We start from the raw sequence: 17,875 nt of genomic DNA on the forward strand, positions 1-17,875 counted from the left end.
CAAAAGCAGCACTATATTAAGGCATGCTATATCAGCTGAAGCTTTCGCAAAGGTAGTTATTACTTTTTTAGAATTGTAAAATCTACGGATGTATCATCGCGTGTTAGTCTGCCGTGGGGGGATGGCGAGGCATCCAAGAGCGCAGGTGCTGGCTTAGTCTATCTAGGGAGAGATAAACTACGGGGGTGGTGTATAGGGTCAGGAGTTGGCTTAGGCAGAGGCCACCAAGAATAGAGAGGCCGAGCGGTTTGCGCATCTCACTCCCATAATCCCCGCCGATGAGTAATGGGACCGCCCCGAAGGCAGCGGCGAAGGTTGTCATCAAAATAGGGCGGAAGCGTAGCCGGCTTGCGGTCATGATGGCTTCTTGTGCGGATTTGCCATGCTGGCGGGCTTGGATGGCAAAGTCAATCAGCATAATGGCGTTCTTTTTCACAATGCCGATGAGCAAAATAACACCGATGAGGGTGAGGAGGGAGAAAGGCTGGCCAAAGAGGGTGACAGCCAGCAAGGCCCCTACGCCGGCTGAAGGCAGGGTGGAGAGGATTGTTAGCGGGTGGACTAAGCTTTCATATAAAATACCGAGGACGACATAAACGGCTATTAACGCGGCGAGAATTAGGAGCGGCTCTCGGCTTACAGATTTTTGCAAACTGGCTGCATTGCCAGCGAAGCCACCTTGAATCTCGCGCGGGAGATGGAGTTGCACCATGGCTTGGTTAATCGCGGTAATGGCGTCCCCTAAAGCGGCACCGGGGGCGAGGTTGAAGGATAAAGTTGTCGCGACAAACTGGCCTTGATGATTAACCGCGAGGGGGTCATTGACCTGTTTTAAGGGGCCAAGCAGAGGGAGGGGGACCATAGTCTCACTGCGGGTTGTAACGGCAGAGCCATTAGAGGCGGACTTACCCCCTGCAAGGGCATTAGCGACAGAGTTTAGATAAGAGAGCTGCCCTTCGGAGAGTGATGCGCTGGAGGTGTCATGCGCACGGACACGGATATTATTGGTGGCATAAGCCCCGTTGGCTGTACCGCCTGTTACACTCACCCGCATTTGCGTGAGGAAGTGCGGGTCGGACCAGAAGATGGGCGCGGCCTCCATAATGACGCGATATTGATTTAATGGCTCATAAATCACAGAGGCTGCGCGTTGTCCAAAAGCGTCATAAAGCGCGTTGCTGGCGAGCTGCGGGGTAATGTTATAGCGGGCTTCTACATCGCGTGTGAGGGCGAGGGTGATGCCACGGCCGCCTTGCTCCATATCAGAGGTTACATCAGTGAGCATAGGCAAGTGTGAGAGGGCTTCAACCACGCGTGGGGTCCATTGGTAAAGCTCCTCGGCAGAGTTGCCCTGTAAGCTATATTGATACGCCCCATCAGTTGAGCGCGCGCCCCCGCCGATGAGGCTCGGTAGGCGGAGGCGGAGGGATAGCCCGGCTTGGTGAGAAAAAAGATGGTTCAAGCGATTAATCGTGACAGAGATATCATCCTTGCGTTCTCCCTTCGGCTTGAGGGTGATGAACATATTGACCGAATTAGAGGAGCGTTTGCCTAATCCCCCAATCGCACTGATGACATCAGGGTCTTGGGCGAGGCGTTTTTCGGCCCTAATGGTGAGGGCCTGCAACGCATGGAAGGAAATATCCTGGTCTGCCACAAGCCGCCCCATAATCATACTCTGGTCCTGCTGGGGGAAGAGCTCCTTGGGCAGGGAGGTGAAGAGCCAACCGGCGAGAAGGAGGCTGAGCGGTAGGGAGAGGAGGACGAGTTTTGGATGGGCCATCACAGCGTAGAGCGAGCGCATATAGCCTACGGTGAGGCGTTGGAAGCCATAATCCAGCTTATGGCTACACCATTTTAGGCTGGTGCGGATTATCCCTATGGAGGTGCGCGCCTGTTTATGCTCTTGCAGAGCGAGAAGCTGGGCACTGAGCATGGGGGCTAAGGTTAGGGATAACACCATCGAGACACAAAGTGCGATGATGATTGTCATGGCAAATTCATGAAAGAAAAGGCCAGAGACCCCTTCCATCAGCAAGATGGGGAGAAAAACGACAATCAGCGATAAGGTGATGGACATGACAGTAAAGACGACCTCCCCCGTGCCGTCTATGGCCGCTTTATAGGCAGATTTTCCCATTTCCTGATGGCGTGTGATGTTCTCCAACACCACAATGGCATCATCCACAACAAAGCCTGTGACGATGGTGAGGGCCATCAGCGACATAATATCAAGCTGATAGCCTAGCAGTTTCATAAAGGCGAATGTGGTGATGATGGAAGCGGGGACGACAAGCGCAGGGATGAGGACAGCCACCCCATCGCGTAGGAAGAAAAGAACGACCAGAACCACTAACCCTACAGCGAGGATGAGGGTCCGTTGTGTATCAGCTAGTGAGGCGCGAATGGTGATAGAGCGGTCAAGCTGGAGGTCCAAACGTGTATTACCCGGCAAAGCTGTGCGCAGGAGTGGCAAACGTGCTTTTAGCCCATCGGTCGTTTGGATGATGTTAGCCCCACTTTGGGGATAAACGGTGCAGATAATATCTGGCTGACCATTCACATAACCTGCTTGGCGGAGGTCTTCCGCACTATCAACGACATCAGCGACATCGGAGAGGCGGACAGGTTGGTTATTGCGATAGGCGATGATGAGGGAACGATAGGCACTTGCTTGTGTAGCTTGGTCATTCGTAGCGAGGATGAAACGCTGATTATGGTTCTCGATAAAGCCTTTGGGCGTATGGGCGTTAGCAGAGGTTAGAGCAGCGCGAATATCCTCAAACCCAATCCCATAGCGGAAGAGCCGTAACGGATTAACCTCCACACGGACAGCGGGTAGCGCACTGCCGCGAATATCGACATTGCCGACCCCTTTTACTTGGCTCAGGCCGGGGAGGACGATGTTATTGGCGAAATCATAAAGCTGTTGAGGGGTACGGGTTGAGGAAGTGAGCGTAAGGACCATGATAGGCGGCCCATTCGCGTTTGCCTTCATATAGCTAGGGTCGCTGCGGAGGGTTGTAGGCAAGTCTTGCCGTGCAGCGCGGAGGGCTGATTGGACATCGCGCGCGGCCCCATTAATATCGCGTGAGAGGTCAAATTGGAGGAGGATGCGGGTTTGATTAACGGTGGATTGGGAGGTCATTTCCCGCACCCCCGCAATGGCCCCTAAATGGCGCTCTAAAGGCTCGGCAATGGTGCTGGCAATTTCAGAGGGGGAGCCGCCAGGTTGGTTGGCAATGACCATCACCACAGGGTAATCGACATCGGGTAAGTCCGAGACGGGGAGATAATGATAGCCAAGGCAGCCCGCAAGAACCATCGCCAGCGTCATTAGGAGCGTGCCGACGGGGCGGCTGACAAAGAGGCGAATAAAACTCACGGTGTTTGTGCAGGTTGTTCAGATTTATGGAGGTGTTTTTGGATAACCCCCCGCACCTTCAAGCTACAAGCGTTCATGAAGAGGTAGATCACTGGCGTTGTAAAGAGCGTTAGAAGCTGGGAGAGCATTAACCCAAAGACAATCGTCACGCCTAGCGGGCGGCGTAATTCTGCCCCTGTGCCACTGCTGAGGAGGAGGGGGAGTGCCCCAAAAAGGGCGGCGAGTGTTGTCATCAAAATCGGGCGGAAGCGGAGCAAAGCGGCTTGGCGTATGGCCTCAAGGGGGGGGAGATTATCTTGTCGCTCCGCTTGGAGGGCGAAGTCGATCATCATAATCGCGTTTTTCTTGACGATGCCGATGAGCAGCACAATGCCGATAATGCCCATAATATCCAGGGGCATCCCAAAGCCATAAAGCCCTAGGAACGCCCCAATCGCAGCGGAGGGGAGGGTAGAGAGAATGGTGATAGGGTGAATGAAGCTCTCATACAGCACGCCTAGCACGATATAGACCGCTACAATCGCAGCGATGACGAGGCCGAGCTCATTGCCCAGTGCATTTTTAAAGGCAGCAGCCGTGCCTTGAAAGGCGGTTTGGAAGGTGCCGGGGAGGCCAATCTTCTGGCGGATATGCTCAATGGCGGTTGTGGCCTCCCCCAGCGCATGATGTGGCGCGAGATTGAAAGAAATTGTCGTGGCGGGGAATTGCCCATAATGCGTGATGAGCAAAGGCGAGGTCAGCCGGCTTAGGCTGGTGACTTGCAAGAGCGGTACTAACCCTGAGGTCGGCTGGCGTGTTGGCCCGCTTGTGCTGCTCCCCGCCTCGGAGGCGATACCCGGTAGATAAAGTTCTGAGAGGCTTTTTTGGCTCTGTTGGAAGCGCGGGTCAGCCTCTAAAATGACACGATATTGGTTGGATTGTGTGTAGATGGTGGAAACTTGCCGTTGGCCAAAGCTATCATAAAGCAAATTATCGACCGTCTGCGGGGTGATGGAATAACGCGCCCCATTGGTACGGTCCAGCGTAAGCATAGCCGTTAGACCATCCGCTTGGAGGTCGGAGGTCACATCATTGAGGGAAGGCTCATGCTTGAGGGCATCAAGAAAGCGCGGCACCCAGAGGGAGAAATCGTCATAATCGGGTGTTTCAAGCATGAATTGATATTGCATGGCTGAGACGGATGTCTCCAGCGAGAGGTCTTGGACGGGCTGGGTGTAAAGACGCGTGCCGGGGAGGGTGCGTGCTGCGGCATTAAGCCGGGCTTGTATGGCATCAAGGGAGCTGTTGCGTTCGTCTTTAGGCTTTAGATTAATGAGAAACCGGCCAGAATTGAGGGTCATATTTTGCCCATCAATCCCGATAAAGGAGGAGAGGCTTACCACATCAGGGTCTTGGAGGATGAGCCGTCCGAGTTCAGCTTGCCGTGTTTTCATGCCCTCAAAAGATATATTAGCCGGCATGACGGAAATCCCCTGTATGACACCGCTATCTTGGGAGGGGAAAAAGCCTTTCGGTATGCCCCATGCGAGCAGACCGGTCATGAGAATACTCGCTGCGGCGACAATGAGGGTTAATGGTTGGTGGCGAAAGACAATCGCTAAGCCGCGATCATACCGGGCGATGAGCCAGTCCATCATCTCCTGCATGAAGTCGGCAAAGCGTGTGAGCCAATGTACTCTCCCCCGTGGTGTGCTGTTGGGTTTGTGGCGTTCACTCAGCATCCGTGCGCACATCATCGGGACAAGGGTGATGGAGATAAGAGCCGAGAGGGAGATAGTGATGGCCAAGGTCATCGCGAATTCATGGAAGAGACGCCCCACCACATCGCTCATAAAAAGCAGCGGGATAAGCACAGCAATTAGTGAGACTGTGAGTGAGATGATGGTAAAGCCAATCTCTTTGGCCCCTTTAAGGGCGGCTGTATAACGGTCCTCGCCTGCTTCTACAAAGCGGGAGATATTTTCAATCACCACAATGGCATCATCCACCACAAAGCCAGAGGCAATGGTAAGGGACATAAGGGAGAGATTATCCAGCGAGAAGCCCAGCAAATACATTGCCGAGAGTGTCCCAATCAGCGAGAGAGGGACAGAAAGGCCGGGGATGATGGTCGCAGGGATATTGCAAAGAAAGACAAAAATCACCCCCACAACGAGTAGCATCGCCAAGATGAGCTCTAGCCCAACATCATGAACAGAGGCGCGGATGGTGGTGGTACGGTCTGTTAAGGGGATGATATCAATCCCCGGTGGGAGGTCTTGCTGTAAGCGGGGGAGGATGGCGCGTACATTATCAGCCACGGCAATCACATTCGCGCCGGGTTGGCGTTGAATATTGAGGATAAGAGCCGGGGTTTTATTGGCCCATGCCGCAAGCTGGTTATTTTCGGCCCCCTCCACAACGCGCCCAACATCCCGCAAACGGATAGGCCCGTTATTTTGATACGCAATGACCTGATTCATAAGTTGTTCGACGGATTGTATTTGCCCATCAATGCGGAGTGAGGTCGCATGATGGGGGCCATCGAACGTCCCTGTAGGGGAGTTGACATTCACCGTACCAATGATGGTGCGGACAGTATCTAGCGCGATGCCGTATGAGGTAAGTTTAGGGATGTTGATTTGTATGCGATAAGCCTTGCGGTTCCCCCCGGAGAGGGTCACGAGCCCCACACCGGAGATTTGGCTTATCTTTTGCTCTAAGCGTGTGTTGACGTAATCTTCCACCTCCGGCAGCGGCAAGGTGCGGGAGGTGATGCCGAGCGTCATGATGGGTGTATCAGCGGGGTTGACCTTGGCGTAAATCGGCGGGGCGGGAAGGTCATTAGGCAGGAGAGAGCCAGCATTATTGATGGCGGCTTGCACTTCTTGCTCGGCAATATCCATCTTCATGTCTAAGCCGAAGCGCAATGTGATGACAGAGGCCCCCCCAGAGGATTGGGAGGTCATTCGGTCTAACCCAGCCATCTGCCCTAATTGTGTCTCTAGCGGGGCTGTGACAGAGGTACTCATCACATCAGGGCTGGCACCGGGGTAGAAGGTCGAAACGGTGATGGTAGGGTATTCGACCTCTGGCAAAGCGGAGAGGGGGAGGAAATGATACCCTAATAACCCAGCCAGCATAATGCCCAGCATAAGCAAGCTGGTCGCAACGGGGCGTTCGATAAAGAGACGAGAAGGATTCACAGGCTCACAAGCTCAAACGGAGTATTAAGGGTGTGTGGTTGTTGTGTCAGCCGGGCCAGCGGCGATGGTAACTTTACTGCCGGGGCGGAGATGATTAATCCCATCAGTGACGATGCGGTCTCCCTCTGCCACGCCAGAGAGGATGACGCTGTTATTATCATCACTCTGGCCTAGTTTTACAGGGTGGACAACGGCCGTCATATCCTTCTCAATGACATAAACAAATTGTCCATCCGGCCCGGTTTGGATGGCATTGCTTGGCACAAGTAATGCGTTTTGGATGGTCTGTACTAAGAGATGTGCATTGACAAACTCATTAGGAAAGAGGCGTTCATCCTCATTGGGGAAGATACCACGTAACCGCACCGTCCCTGTTGAGGTATCAATTTGGCTATCCAACGCATTAACCGTCCCTGTGGCAAGCTTACGGGTGTTATCGCTGCTCCATGCCTCCACAGTGAGGGAGGGATGGCGATTAAGCTGCTCTTGGACCTCAGGTAAGTTATTTTGTGGTAATGTAAAAATGACGGAAATAGGCTGCATCTGGGTAAGGGTCGTTAGCCCACCAGATTGGCCTATTGTGACGTAATTACCTACATCTAAGGCACGAATACCTACGCGCCCATCTACAGGGGCTGTAATGTGGCAATACATGACATTGAGCTCCGCATTACGGACATTTGCTTCATCAAAAGCGACCTGACCTTCCAGCTGTTGGACGGTAAATTCTTGGTCGCGTGCTAACATAGCGGAGGTGGAGTTCTGTTTGATCAAACGCTGATAGCGCGCATTATCGACACGCGCTTTGGCAAGCTGGGCACGGTCCGCAGCAAGGGTACCCTGATATTGATGCAATGTTGCTTCATAAGGGCGTGGGTCGATGAGCTCTAGCACATCACCGCGGTGAACATGCTGCCCCTCTTGGTAATATACGGCCAAGATATGGCCGCTAACGCGCGGGGTAATGGTAACATTGGTGATGGGGACTACTGTCCCGAGGAGCTGGAGGATAACCGGCATAGCCGCGCGATGTGCGGTAGCGATGGCTACAGCTGGTGCAGCGTCACCATGATGCTGGGATGTATGTTGGTTAGTGCTATGTAAACGCCAAGCAATGATGAGGATAACTAGTAGCGTAACCCCCGTAATCCACCATTTTTTCCCCTTTGAAGGAGAGGGATGTTGTGGGGATAGGGCGGGACTCATAGGGATGTGACTTTCTTATGATAATGGTAGAGCAATGTGAGGTAATGGTGCCAAAGATTGTGGCATAAAGCGGGCACATAATAGGACTTATACCATGGAATGACACCTTAACATTTTGTATTTATAAAAAATATACACTCTTCTGGTCGTGTAGCCCCGTTGCCCCCTTGAAGAATGGATAGGGGGGTTGCATATCAACGAGCGTAGCAAGTGATTATGCAGGGCATAGTCTGGCTATAAATTCATTGATTCACAACGCATCGCGTTGATGGGAGAGACGGACATGGTTGACACTACCTCTATGAAGGGTGAAGGCTTCGTGCAGGAAGCTAAAGGGCGCGTAAAAGATGCTTTTGGCGCGGTCTCTGGTGACGCTGCTATGCAGGCTGGGGGCAAGATTGATCAACTGAGTGGTCGTGCAAAGCATGAATTTGCTGATTTGTACGATGCTAATGAGAGTCGTCTTGAGGCTGCTACAAGCTTTATTCAGGAGCGTCCTTTTGTTGCGCTGGGGATTATTGCTTTCGTGGGGCTAGTATTAGGGCGGCTCCTCTTTAAAAAACGTAGCTAAACGTCAAGGCTAGAGGAGGTCAGAGAGGGTTATGCAGTGGTATTACGAGCGTGATGGTCAGCAGGTCGGTCCGGTATCGCAAGCCGAAATGGTCCGTCTGGCGATTCATCACGATATTAAGCCGCAAACCCTCGTCTGGCACCCGGCTTTTGGCAATGAGTGGCGGCCTGCAAGTAAAGCGGGCCTTGCCTTCCCGAGTGGGGATGTGAAGATATTCACCCTTACTTTGGGTCAGCCCAAGCCTGCCACCGCTGTAGCTGCTGGTACGGGAGGGAAGCTGGGCAAGGTACCTTTTTTATGGGCGTGGATGTTGCTTCTACCAGAAGTTGTGAATGTGACCCTGCTGTTTGCAGGGCAGATATTGCATTGGACTGTTCATTCCGAAAGCCTGCTAACAGGGTTATGCATTGGGGCGATCCTTTTTCTGGCGTTTATGCAGGATAGAAAAGCTCTTACGCTTGCCGGGGTCACGCCTCCTGCGTTTTTGTGGTTGTTATTTATACCCGGTTATTTATGGTGCCGATGGCGGATCGTCCGTAAAGGCTTCATATTGTTTGTCTGTTCTGCGTTCTTGATGGTGGGGGAAGGGGCCATCCTTATAACCAACCCGCCGCCGGGTTTCCCGCATGTCTCTTTTCAGGTGCAGAGCGTAAAATCCTCAGCAGAGCATAGCACCACGGGGCAAAAATCTGCTTCCTCTAGCCCGGATAATACCGGCCCCGCTCAGGCCGCCCCGCAAGAAGGGGATGTGCAGCTTTAGGCGGTATTGCCTCATAAAAAGGCATTATTTTCTCTCTTGACTCATTTTTTTTAAAAAGGGGCTTTCTTTCCGACTCGGAGTGATTCAGAATTGGCACGGATGAATGACGTGTCGAATGAAGCGAGTGGAAAGGGCCTCCATGCCAGATTACAGCCTAGAAGACCAATATGAAGGGCTTGTCGCAGGCGTGGATGAAGTCGGGCGTGGTCCGCTGGCTGGGCCTGTGGTCGCTGCTGCGGTTGTGTTTCTCACGCGGCCTTCTGCACCATTGGCGGGTCTGTTGGATGATTCCAAAAAACTGACAATAGCACGGCGGGAGAAGGCTTATGCCGCTTTGGTGGCAGAGCCAAGCGTTTGTGCGGCTGTTAGCGCGGCCTCGGTGCAGGAGATTGACCGGCTCAATATTGGTCAGGCGTGTCATTTAGCGATGCAGCGCGCGATGAGCCGCCTTGCCGTAAAGCTAGGCCAATGGCCTGCTATGGCCTTGATAGACGGCAACCGTGCGCCCGCCTTACCTTGCCAGGTAGAGACGGTTGTGAAAGGCGATAGTAAGAGCCTCTCCATTGCTGCGGCGTCTATTTTAGCCAAAGTGGTGCGAGACCGGCTTATGGCCCGCTTAGCCACACGTCATACAGCCTATGGATGGGAGCGTAATGCCGGATATGGCACGGCGCTCCACCTTGCAGGATTGCACGAGGATGGGGTGACCCTCCACCATAGGCGTAGTTTTGCCCCCATAAAACATATGATTGCAGCAAAGGTTCACGCAGCATGAAAGCGGATATGCCCCTTAACCGGATTTTACGTGGGGAATGTGTGGAGGTGATGAAAACCCTCCCTGATGCGAGTGTGAATTGTGTCTTTGCAGACCCACCCTATAACCTCCAATTACGTGGGGAGTTGCGCCGCCCGGATGAAAGTGTGGTGGATGGCGTTGATGATGATTGGGATAAGTTTACAGGGTATGAAGCCTATGATGACTTTACCCGCGCATGGTTAAGCGAGGCGCGCCGTCTGCTCCATAAGGATGGCACCATTTGGGTGATTGGCTCTTATCACAATATTTTTCGCCTTGGGGCGATTATGCAGGATTTGGGGTTCTGGATCCTCAATGACATTATCTGGCGTAAGTCGAACCCCATGCCTAATTTTCGGGGGCGGCGTTTTACTAATGCGCATGAGACCTTAATTTGGGCAGCACGCGGGCCGGAGAGCAAATATCGCTTTAATTATCAAGCCATGAAGGCTCTGAATGAGGACCTTCAAATGCGCTCGGATTGGTATCTCCCCTTATGTACTGGTAATGAGCGGCTTAAAAATGAGCATGGGTTGAAGCTTCACCCCACGCAAAAGCCGGAGAGCTTGCTGCATCGGACACTTCTTGCAGCAACAATGGCTGAAGATGTTGTGCTGGACCCTTTTTGTGGGACGGGGACAACCCCAGCTGTGGCTAAGAAGTTAGGGCGGCGTTATGTCGCGATTGAGCGTCATCCCGACTATATTAAAGCCGCAGAAGCACGCTTGGCGGAGATTGAAGCGTTGCCAGCCGAGCAATTGGAGATTACCCCCGCTAAGCGGGAATTGCCGCGTATTCCCTTTGGGTCTTTTGTGGAGAATGGAAGTCTCCCACCGGGTACGGTGGTGTATGACCGCCAAAAACGGCTTAAAGCACGCGTCTCCCCCGATGGGACGTTAGTGTCGGGGCAGCATCGTGGCTCCATTCATAAATTAGGGGCGCTTCTAACGAATGCAGCGTCCTGTAATGGTTGGACCTTTTGGTATTTTGAGCGTGATGGTCAGCTTGTGCCGATTGATGTTTTACGGCAGGAAACGCATGAATTACGCCGTACCGCGTAATCCTGTATATTATGGGGGAGAGCTGAGATGCGTATAATACATGACCCTATGGCCCTTATGATCGCTGCCATAGCCTTGGTGTTTGCTGTGTTATTTCATTTTATAATTATGCGGCCACAAAAGCAGCGTTCTGGCTTTTCTGCCTTTTGCTGGGACGTGGTGATTTTTCTCATCTGTTGGGTGGGTATCGCGCTTATTTATTATAGTGCGATACCCTTGTTGGAGGCATCTGGAGGTTAGCGTCTGGCGCACCTCTCTTCCCCCTTAAAAGAGTTTTTTAGGGGGAAGAAGCTGAGGGCGCAGCAGCAGATTTATGGGGATGGACTACGTGCCGTACGCGCCGGGCTGTAGCAGGGCGCGCGACATGCCGTACGGGTGGAGGGCGCAGGGCAGGGTGTGCAGGCTCTGGGGCAGAGGGGCCATTAAAACCGAGAAAGCCAACTGCGGGGATAGGTTGGCCGCGATCTTCTATAATACGGGGCGGGGCTTTGGCCGTAATGCCTGCCTGACCATTAATGGTGATATGCTCGCCATTGCTCTCATGGCTAGAGCTGGTGATGAGCTTCCCATCGGGGTTGTAAGTCCGCAAAGAGAGAAGTTGGAACATAATATCATTGCGGCCAAGGTCGATTGCGAGATCAAGCGGGGTTTGGTCAAGGACATTACGCGCGTTAATATCAGCACCGCGATTTAGGGCCTCTTTTGCGCCTACGAGCGAGCCACGATTAACAGCATCAAAGAGCGCTGCTGTGGGGTTAACATCCACACGGGCGTGGCTGTTATCTTCATCCTCTGTTTCCGCACCAGGAAGAGCAGAGGGAGGGGCCGCATGGCGTGCAGCCTTGCGGGCTTCGGCCTGCTTTTGGGCGTTCATGGCGTCTTGCTCGGCCTCGGCTTCATCAGCCGATTGCGCGTGAGCCTTGTAGGGCATCATGAGGAGAGAGGCCGTAGAAAGCCCCAGAGCAAAAACGATATGGGGTAGCCAAGAACTCAATGGGCGCATGTCAGGGAATAAAGCCTTCTCTTCTACCAGCTAGAGGGGTGCTGAGCCATCATGCCAAGCCTAACGGCTATTTGTCAATTTCATAGAGTGACGGGCATATCATAGGCTGGGTGTTTTTTCTACCGTCCTTCACGCCACCACCCTAGTCCCATCAGGGTTAAAATGACTGTGAGAAAAAACCAAGAGGGTAGGTACGGGGTACTTGTTGTCTCGGTGGAAAGTTGAATTTGGTGCAGTGGTAGCCCTACCCATGTTGCCCCGTGGAGGGCGGTGCCTTCGGGTACTTGGCGGAGTGTGGGTACGTCTCCGCGCCCTAGCCAGAAAATACCTCCACCAGATTGGCTGACGAGGGGGGCAAGTAAGGTCGCAGTGCTGCGAAGGTCTTGGTCCTCTAATGGGTTGAGCTCGGGCAAAGCCACAGTTGTATGGAGTGCATCGTGACGGATGGTCCAGATTTGTCCCGTCTGTGTTGATACAGGCGGCAGAGCCAAACTGCCCGCCCATAGCCCTGTATGGTCCCCTGTGGGTGTAAGAGTGAGGGGAATATGCGTACCATCAGGGCTGATCACATCTGCTTGGGTGTTATGGAGCGTATCCAAGCTTGTTCTATGGATGATGAGCCGGCCTTGTACGACATGGGCTTCAAGCTGGTTTTCTTCCAATTCTGGCTCTTTCATCAGCCAATGGGAGAGGCGGCGGAGGAGTTCTGCTTGCGGGCCGCCGCCTTTTTCCCCACGGGACCAGAGCCATATTTGGTCTGAAAGCAGCATCGCTACGCGGCCTTTATCGTGCTGGTCTAAGACGAGCAAAGGCGCACCGGTTGATGTGGCTAAGAGCGTGCGGCCTTGTGTTTGGTCAGTGCGTAAAGCGCGGTACCACGGGCCCCATGCGTCCCCCCAGGGGCCGTGTGTGGGTAAGGCCCTTGTGACGGGGTGAGACAGGCCAAGAGCAGTCCGTTTAGGGGAGAAAGGTTGGAGGATGAGGCCATTTTCTGCAGGGATATGGGCAGGCAGGACAGCCCCTACTGGGGTATCTTGCAATGTGCCGGCCTGCGTCATTTCAGGCCCACCGACAACGAGTAGCCCTCCCCCTTGGCGAACATAATGGGCGATATTCTCAAGATAGCTCTCGGGTAGGATATTTTGATTGCTAAAGCCATCTAAGATGATGAGGTCAAAGCTGTTGATCTTTTGGGAAAACAGCTCATGGGTGGGAAAGGGGATTAAGGCAAGGTCAGAGAGGGGGGTATCATCGGCTGTATCGGGGGAGCGGAGAATGGTAAAATGGACCAAATCCACCGAAGGGTCGGCTTTTAGCAAGCTCCGCCATACCCGTGCGCCTTGGTTAGGCACGCCTGATACAAGCAGAACACGCAGCCGGTCCCGCACGCCCTGCAAGCGTAGCACGGTGCTGTTATTGCGTAGGGAGGCTTCCCCCGCCAATGGGGAGGCTGTGAGTTCTTTTAAAGTCAGGCCCGCATGGGTGATGGGGATAGCAATATCCACCGCTTGGCCGCTTTGTGTATGCGCGAGGATGGTGGTTCGCCCGTCATCACCATGCTCCAAAATATCAACCGCTTGCCCAGCCATTGTTCCAAGGTCATCGACCTGCACACTGATATGCGCTGTCTGACCAATGATGACATAAGGCGGTGCGCTCAAGATACGTAGGCGGCGGTCTGTTTCCTCCCCCTTTGCAGCAAGGAGGAGATGGAGCGGGATGGTTTGGCCTGTAATGGTTTTGAGCGATGAAGGCAGTTGAGCGGGGACATCATGATCCATCCCATCGGTAAGGAGGAGGATACCAGCAGGGTTGTTGAGGGTCAGGGTGGCACGGTCTATGGCCTCAAATAAGCGTGTGCCTTGCCCATTGCCGCCTGCAACATCAATTTGATGGAGTGTTAACCCATGGAGGGCCTGCCCTTGTGCGAGCAGCTGGCTGCGGGCGCGCTCAATGAGGGCGCGGCGCGTTCCAACCTCCATAGAGGGGGAGAGGTCCACCACAAGGAGGGCATCTTGGGGTTGGATTTGTTTATGTGGGTGCGTTTGCTGTGGGTTAGCCAACCATAAAAGGCCGATGATGATAGCCCCAGCGCGCCATAATAGACCACGAGCATGGCGGATGAGGCCATAAAGCCCCATGATGATGCTGAGTCCTGCTACAGTAAGAAGGAGCCAAAGGGGAAGGACAGGCATCCAGATGAGAGATGGTAGAGGGAACATCATGGGGCCTCGCCTTCATCTGTTGGGCCTTCCATTGTGTCATCAGCACTATTTTTGAGGCGCTTGAGCATTTCGGGATAGTGGCGTTGGTCGTTTTTATAATTGCCTGTTAGCGCGTAGATGATGGTGTTGAAGCCAAAGCGATAGGCCAAGGTGCGTTGTGTTTCACCATCGGGGATGACGGCAAAAGGATGCTCGCCATGACTATCGACTGCCCAAGCATGAGCCCAATCGCCATTACCGATAATAACGGGGCTGACGCTCTCACTCTCATCATTTTCCTCTTGGCGGGCGACATAAACAGTTTGGCCTGCAATCCGTCCGGGGAAGTCATGCAAAAGATAGAATGTGTGGGAGAGTGTATGTTGCTCCCCCAAAGGCATGAGGGGGGGGATAGGCAAACCAGATGTTGCGGCTTTGAGGGCCGAACGGGTGGCGTGGCCATCGCTCCCATCAAGGGGGCTTCCTGCACCCATTTCATCAATTAGAATCATACCATCATGTTGAATATAGTTGCTGAGGGCCTGACGGCCCGCCTCATCAAGTTGCGTGCTGGGGAGGATGGGCCAGTAAAGCAATGGGTAAAAGGCGAGGTCATCACGCCCCGGCACCACCCCGACAGGGCTATCCAAATGGGTGGTGCTGCGTTGGTTGAGAAAGCGCGTTAAGCCTTCTAACCCTTGCTGGACGGCGTCATCTGTTGCGGCATCGCCTGTTTGGATATGCGCAAGGCGAATGGCAAGGGCGGCCGGGGGGACGTTTTGCTCTGTTGGGGAGGCGGCATAGCTTATGGGGGAGAGGCTAGCGATGAGCAGGCTAAGCCCTATGGTAAGCATCGTGCCTCCCCGGCGAGGAAGGCGGAGGATACCGGCGCGGGCGAGGGATAAAAACATATCGAGGAGGAGGAAGCCTATGGCAAGGAGCATCAAACCCGGCCAGAAGGGGCGTTCAACCACGGCACGACCTGCTTGTTGGAGGGAGCCAAGGGCGGGTTCTTCCGCTAGAGGGGGCTGATGGTCTGCTAGATTTAGGGGGTGCCGTTGCGCCGCCCCACCATAGAAGCCAACAGGATGAAGGGCATCGGCGGTTTGTTCTGCTGAAGTGAGAAGAGGGCGGACGGCTGCAGGCGGTGTTATGAGGGTTTTCTCTGCATCTAAAAGCCGCCATGGGGCCAGAGTATCGGCCGAACTATGCGCTGTTGTATCATGATGTTGTATGAAAGGCGTACGCGTGATGAGGCGTTCCATCATCTGCGGGAATAGGCCAGAGAGGGGAAGGCTGGACCAATCCGCCGTAGCGGTGATGTGGAAGAGGATGAGCAGCCCGTTGCCCTCTTGCCGGGCAGTGACGAGGGGGGTGCCGTCTGTCAGCGTGGCCCATACATGGCGGGAGAGGTCATCTGTCGGTTGGGCCAGTAATTGGCGGGATATTGTGGCATCATGCGGGATGGTCAGCCCTGCAAATGGCGTATTGGGGGGAAAAGGTGCCAGTGGTTGAGGGTTCCCCCACGACATGGGGCCGCCGAGTTGACGCATACCAGAGAGGAGCGGCACAGGTAGGAGGGCCGCCGCATCGCCCTGCATCCCTTGTTGGTTTTGATGAGCGAGGTCTGGCCCTGCAAAGCGGATGAGGATACCGCCCTCCCGCACCCAATGGAGCATATCGTTGAGGGAAGCTTCTGGAAGGCTCCCATCCGTAGCGATGATGATGGTGGGATGTTGGGGGAGGAGGCTATCGACTGTCCCTTCTTGGTACGGGGTGATGTCGTGGAGGGCATGTTCTAGGTAAAAGCTGCCCCCTGTTAAGGGGCGGTCATCCCCATTGAGATGCAATAAGCCGACCCGTCTTTGGGCGGCTGTGCCGGGGAGCAGAACCATCCCCGCCGGGCCTGCAATAGCCGGGAGAGAGAGCGCATCATAGGCTATATTATGTGGTAGTTGTGTGTTGAAGGGCCGAGGCGTGTTGGTGGGGATAAGCGTACTGGTTTGGAGAGCAAAATGCCCGTTGGGGGTGAGCTTCATGCCCATTAAATGGAGCATTTGTGGCGGGCAGCTGGGTAAAGTTTCGGCGAGGATTGTGGTGGGGGTGCCATGTTGGAGGGAGAGGCGTGTTAGCGCACAACGGGGCCAGCGTATATCATGACGGGACGCCGCATCTTGTAAGGCTGTGCGTAAGGCGTCATCGCCCGGTTGGGCTAAGCCATCGGAGAGAAGCATAACGCTTGCTGTACGCAGGATGTCGTGCATCGCTGGGTTTTGTAACTGCCGAGCCAGAGCGAGCCGGTCACTAGGCCATAGCTGTGGTTTTAAGGTGGCTAAGCTTTGTTTAAGGGAGGCTGGGCTACTAGGATGGAGCGGGCTTGGCATATGCCCATCAGCCTCCGGCGCACTGAGGAAGAGCGTAATCCTCCCCCCAGCGCGTAATGTTGCTTCCCCTAAAGCGAGGGCTTGCTCTGTACGCTCTGCCCAATGTGTTGTAGCGGCCCAGCCATTATCAAGAATGAGCATGAGGTTATGGGGCACATGGCTGGAGCGCGGCGGAATATAAAGCGGGCGGCTAAAGGCAAGGATGAGTAGTGCCAAAGCTGCCAAGCGGAGCAAGAGCAACCAGAGCGGCGTATGAGCGGCATTCTGCCGGGTTGTGGTTAATTGACGCAGCAGAATCAGGGAGGGGAAGCGTTGCTCACGCGGTTGGGGAGGGATAGCCCGGACGAGCCACCACACCCCCGGTAGAATGAGCAAAAAGAGCAGAAGATAGGGGGAGAGAAGGGTCATGCGCGCCCCCGGAGGAAGTGATGACATTCAGCCAAGACCGGGAGGGCAGGCTGGCTTGTGATATGGAAGCGGAAGAAGGACCGTGCCCCCCCAAAGCCTTGTTGAAGCTGCGCGAAATGCGCCTTCAAGCGTGTCTGATACGCATCATGAAGGCTCTCAGTGGCGGGGAGGGTGAGGTTAGGCTCTGCCTCGCAGCTGGTAAAGCGGATGGAGCCGTGGAAGGGGATTTGTTCCTCTTGTGGGTCTAAGATGGCCAGCAGGGCAGTTGGGCCGGGATGGGTGGCTAAAGCGGTAAGGCATTGGTCCATCATGGCATCATCCCATAAAAAATCACTCACCAAGAGCAGTGGTGCATGGGGGGGTAGGCCCGCAAAGGAGGGGAATGTCTGCATGGTATCGGCAGGATTATGCGGTGCATGATTTATGAGGTTATGGGCCAGTCTTGGTAAAGCTTGCCGCCCGTTAAAGCGGGATTTTAAGCCGAGGATACCAACATCCTCCCCCCCTAAGAGGGCCGCTTGGCCGAGGGCGAGGGCATCGGTAAGGGCTGTGTTATATTTGCTGGGGAGTGTTTTGGTTGATTGCCAGCGCATGGAGGCTGAAGAATCCACCCATAGGAAAAGCGGGCGCGGGGCATGTTGCTCTTGCTCGCGAACCCATAGGAGGTCTGGCGAAGGGGAGCGGGCAGATTGCTTCCAGTCGATGAGGGAAGCAGGCTCGTTGGGTTGATGGGGGCGGAATTGCCAAAACTCATGCCCATCTCCTGCGCGGCGGTTACCATGTGGGCCACTACGCAGGCTTTGTGCGAGGGCTTGTGCGGCGATTATCAGCTCCGGCAAGGCCGGCGGGTGAGCCGGTGCGTCTTGCGCCTGAGCGGGCTTAAATAAACGCTGGAAGAATGATGAGGCCATA

General features: G+C 54.4%; 11 protein-coding genes. 4 read left to right on the top strand and 7 right to left on the bottom strand.

Annotated elements, in window-relative coordinates; genetic code table 11:
• Positions 1-103: 103 nt before the first annotated feature.
• The 3 genes from NQF64_RS07445 to NQF64_RS07455 are packed head-to-tail and all read right to left on the bottom strand — an operon-like array spanning position 104 to position 7,776.
• Positions 104-3,385: an efflux RND transporter permease subunit gene (locus NQF64_RS07445; protein WP_266106949.1), complete on the bottom strand. Its 3,282-nt coding sequence runs from the start codon at positions 3,383-3,385 to the stop codon at positions 104-106.
• Positions 3,382-6,570 (bottom strand): efflux RND transporter permease subunit, encoded by a 3,189-nt coding sequence (locus tag NQF64_RS07450; protein WP_266106950.1) that lies wholly within the window; start codon positions 6,568-6,570, stop codon positions 3,382-3,384. The genes NQF64_RS07445 and NQF64_RS07450 overlap by 4 nt, the downstream gene beginning before the upstream one ends.
• 24 nt (positions 6,571-6,594) lie before the next feature.
• Positions 6,595-7,776, bottom strand: coding sequence for an efflux RND transporter periplasmic adaptor subunit (locus tag NQF64_RS07455; protein ID WP_099026810.1), 1,182 nt, complete (start codon positions 7,774-7,776; stop codon positions 6,595-6,597).
• A gap of 283 nt (positions 7,777-8,059) precedes the next feature.
• Between NQF64_RS07455 and NQF64_RS07460 the strand changes: the two genes are divergently transcribed.
• From NQF64_RS07460 to NQF64_RS07475, 4 genes are all read left to right on the top strand, one after another.
• On the top strand, positions 8,060-8,347 hold the full coding sequence (locus NQF64_RS07460; RefSeq protein ID WP_099026809.1) for a CsbD family protein: 288 nt from the start codon (positions 8,060-8,062) through the stop codon (positions 8,345-8,347).
• Positions 8,348-8,378: 31 nt separating this feature from the next.
• Positions 8,379-9,107, top strand: a complete 729-nt coding sequence (locus NQF64_RS07465; protein WP_099026808.1) for a DUF4339 domain-containing protein — start codon at positions 8,379-8,381, stop codon at positions 9,105-9,107.
• Between the two features lie 139 nt (positions 9,108-9,246).
• Entirely contained in the window at positions 9,247-9,882 is a 636-nt protein-coding gene (locus NQF64_RS07470; RefSeq protein WP_266106951.1) for a ribonuclease HII, read from the top strand.
• Positions 9,879-10,964: a site-specific DNA-methyltransferase gene (locus NQF64_RS07475; protein ID WP_266106952.1), complete on the top strand. Its 1,086-nt coding sequence runs from the start codon at positions 9,879-9,881 to the stop codon at positions 10,962-10,964. Before NQF64_RS07470 ends, NQF64_RS07475 begins: the two co-directional genes overlap by 4 nt.
• Positions 10,965-11,241: 277 nt before the next feature.
• Here NQF64_RS07475 and NQF64_RS07480 read toward each other — a convergent pair whose 3' ends face one another.
• The 4 genes from NQF64_RS07480 to NQF64_RS07495 all read right to left on the bottom strand — a co-directional run bounded on the left by NQF64_RS07480 (position 11,242) and on the right by NQF64_RS07495 (position 17,874).
• A complete protein-coding gene (locus NQF64_RS07480; protein WP_266106953.1) occupies positions 11,242-11,967 on the bottom strand; it encodes an ankyrin repeat domain-containing protein in 726 nt (241 codons plus the stop codon).
• A gap of 119 nt (positions 11,968-12,086) precedes the next feature.
• On the bottom strand, positions 12,087-14,192 hold the full coding sequence (locus tag NQF64_RS07485; protein ID WP_266106954.1) for a glutamine amidotransferase: 2,106 nt from the start codon (positions 14,190-14,192) through the stop codon (positions 12,087-12,089).
• The gene (locus NQF64_RS07490; protein ID WP_266106955.1) at positions 14,189-16,963 is read right to left on the bottom strand and encodes a DUF4159 domain-containing protein; all 2,775 of its coding nucleotides are present in this window, start codon (positions 16,961-16,963) and stop codon (positions 14,189-14,191) included. Before NQF64_RS07490 ends, NQF64_RS07485 begins: the two co-directional genes overlap by 4 nt.
• Entirely contained in the window at positions 16,960-17,874 is a 915-nt protein-coding gene (locus tag NQF64_RS07495) for a DUF58 domain-containing protein (protein ID WP_266106956.1), read from the bottom strand. The genes NQF64_RS07490 and NQF64_RS07495 overlap by 4 nt, the downstream gene beginning before the upstream one ends.
• Position 17,875 lies beyond the last annotated feature (1 nt).

Source organism: Bombella saccharophila, assembly GCF_026385475.1.
Taxonomy (GTDB): Bacteria; Pseudomonadota; Alphaproteobacteria; order Acetobacterales; family Acetobacteraceae; genus Bombella; species Bombella saccharophila.

Bases quoted from the DNA above. Each gene is read 5' to 3' on its own strand.
- NQF64_RS07455 (WP_099026810.1), bottom strand. From the start codon at position 7,776: ATGAGTCCCGCCCTATCCCCACAACATCCCTCTCCTTCAAAGGGGAAA.
- NQF64_RS07460 (WP_099026809.1), top strand. From the start codon at position 8,060: ATGGTTGACACTACCTCTATGAAGGGTGAAGGCTTCGTGCAGGAAGCT.
- NQF64_RS07465 (WP_099026808.1), top strand. From the start codon at position 8,379: ATGCAGTGGTATTACGAGCGTGATGGTCAGCAGGTCGGTCCGGTATCG.
- NQF64_RS07470 (WP_266106951.1), top strand. From the start codon at position 9,247: ATGCCAGATTACAGCCTAGAAGACCAATATGAAGGGCTTGTCGCAGGC.
- NQF64_RS07475 (WP_266106952.1), top strand. From the start codon at position 9,879: ATGAAAGCGGATATGCCCCTTAACCGGATTTTACGTGGGGAATGTGTG.
- NQF64_RS07480 (WP_266106953.1), bottom strand. From the start codon at position 11,967: ATGCGCCCATTGAGTTCTTGGCTACCCCATATCGTTTTTGCTCTGGGG.
- NQF64_RS07485 (WP_266106954.1), bottom strand. From the start codon at position 14,192: ATGATGTTCCCTCTACCATCTCTCATCTGGATGCCTGTCCTTCCCCTT.
- NQF64_RS07490 (WP_266106955.1), bottom strand. From the start codon at position 16,963: ATGACCCTTCTCTCCCCCTATCTTCTGCTCTTTTTGCTCATTCTACCG.
- NQF64_RS07495 (WP_266106956.1), bottom strand. From the start codon at position 17,874: ATGGCCTCATCATTCTTCCAGCGTTTATTTAAGCCCGCTCAGGCGCAA.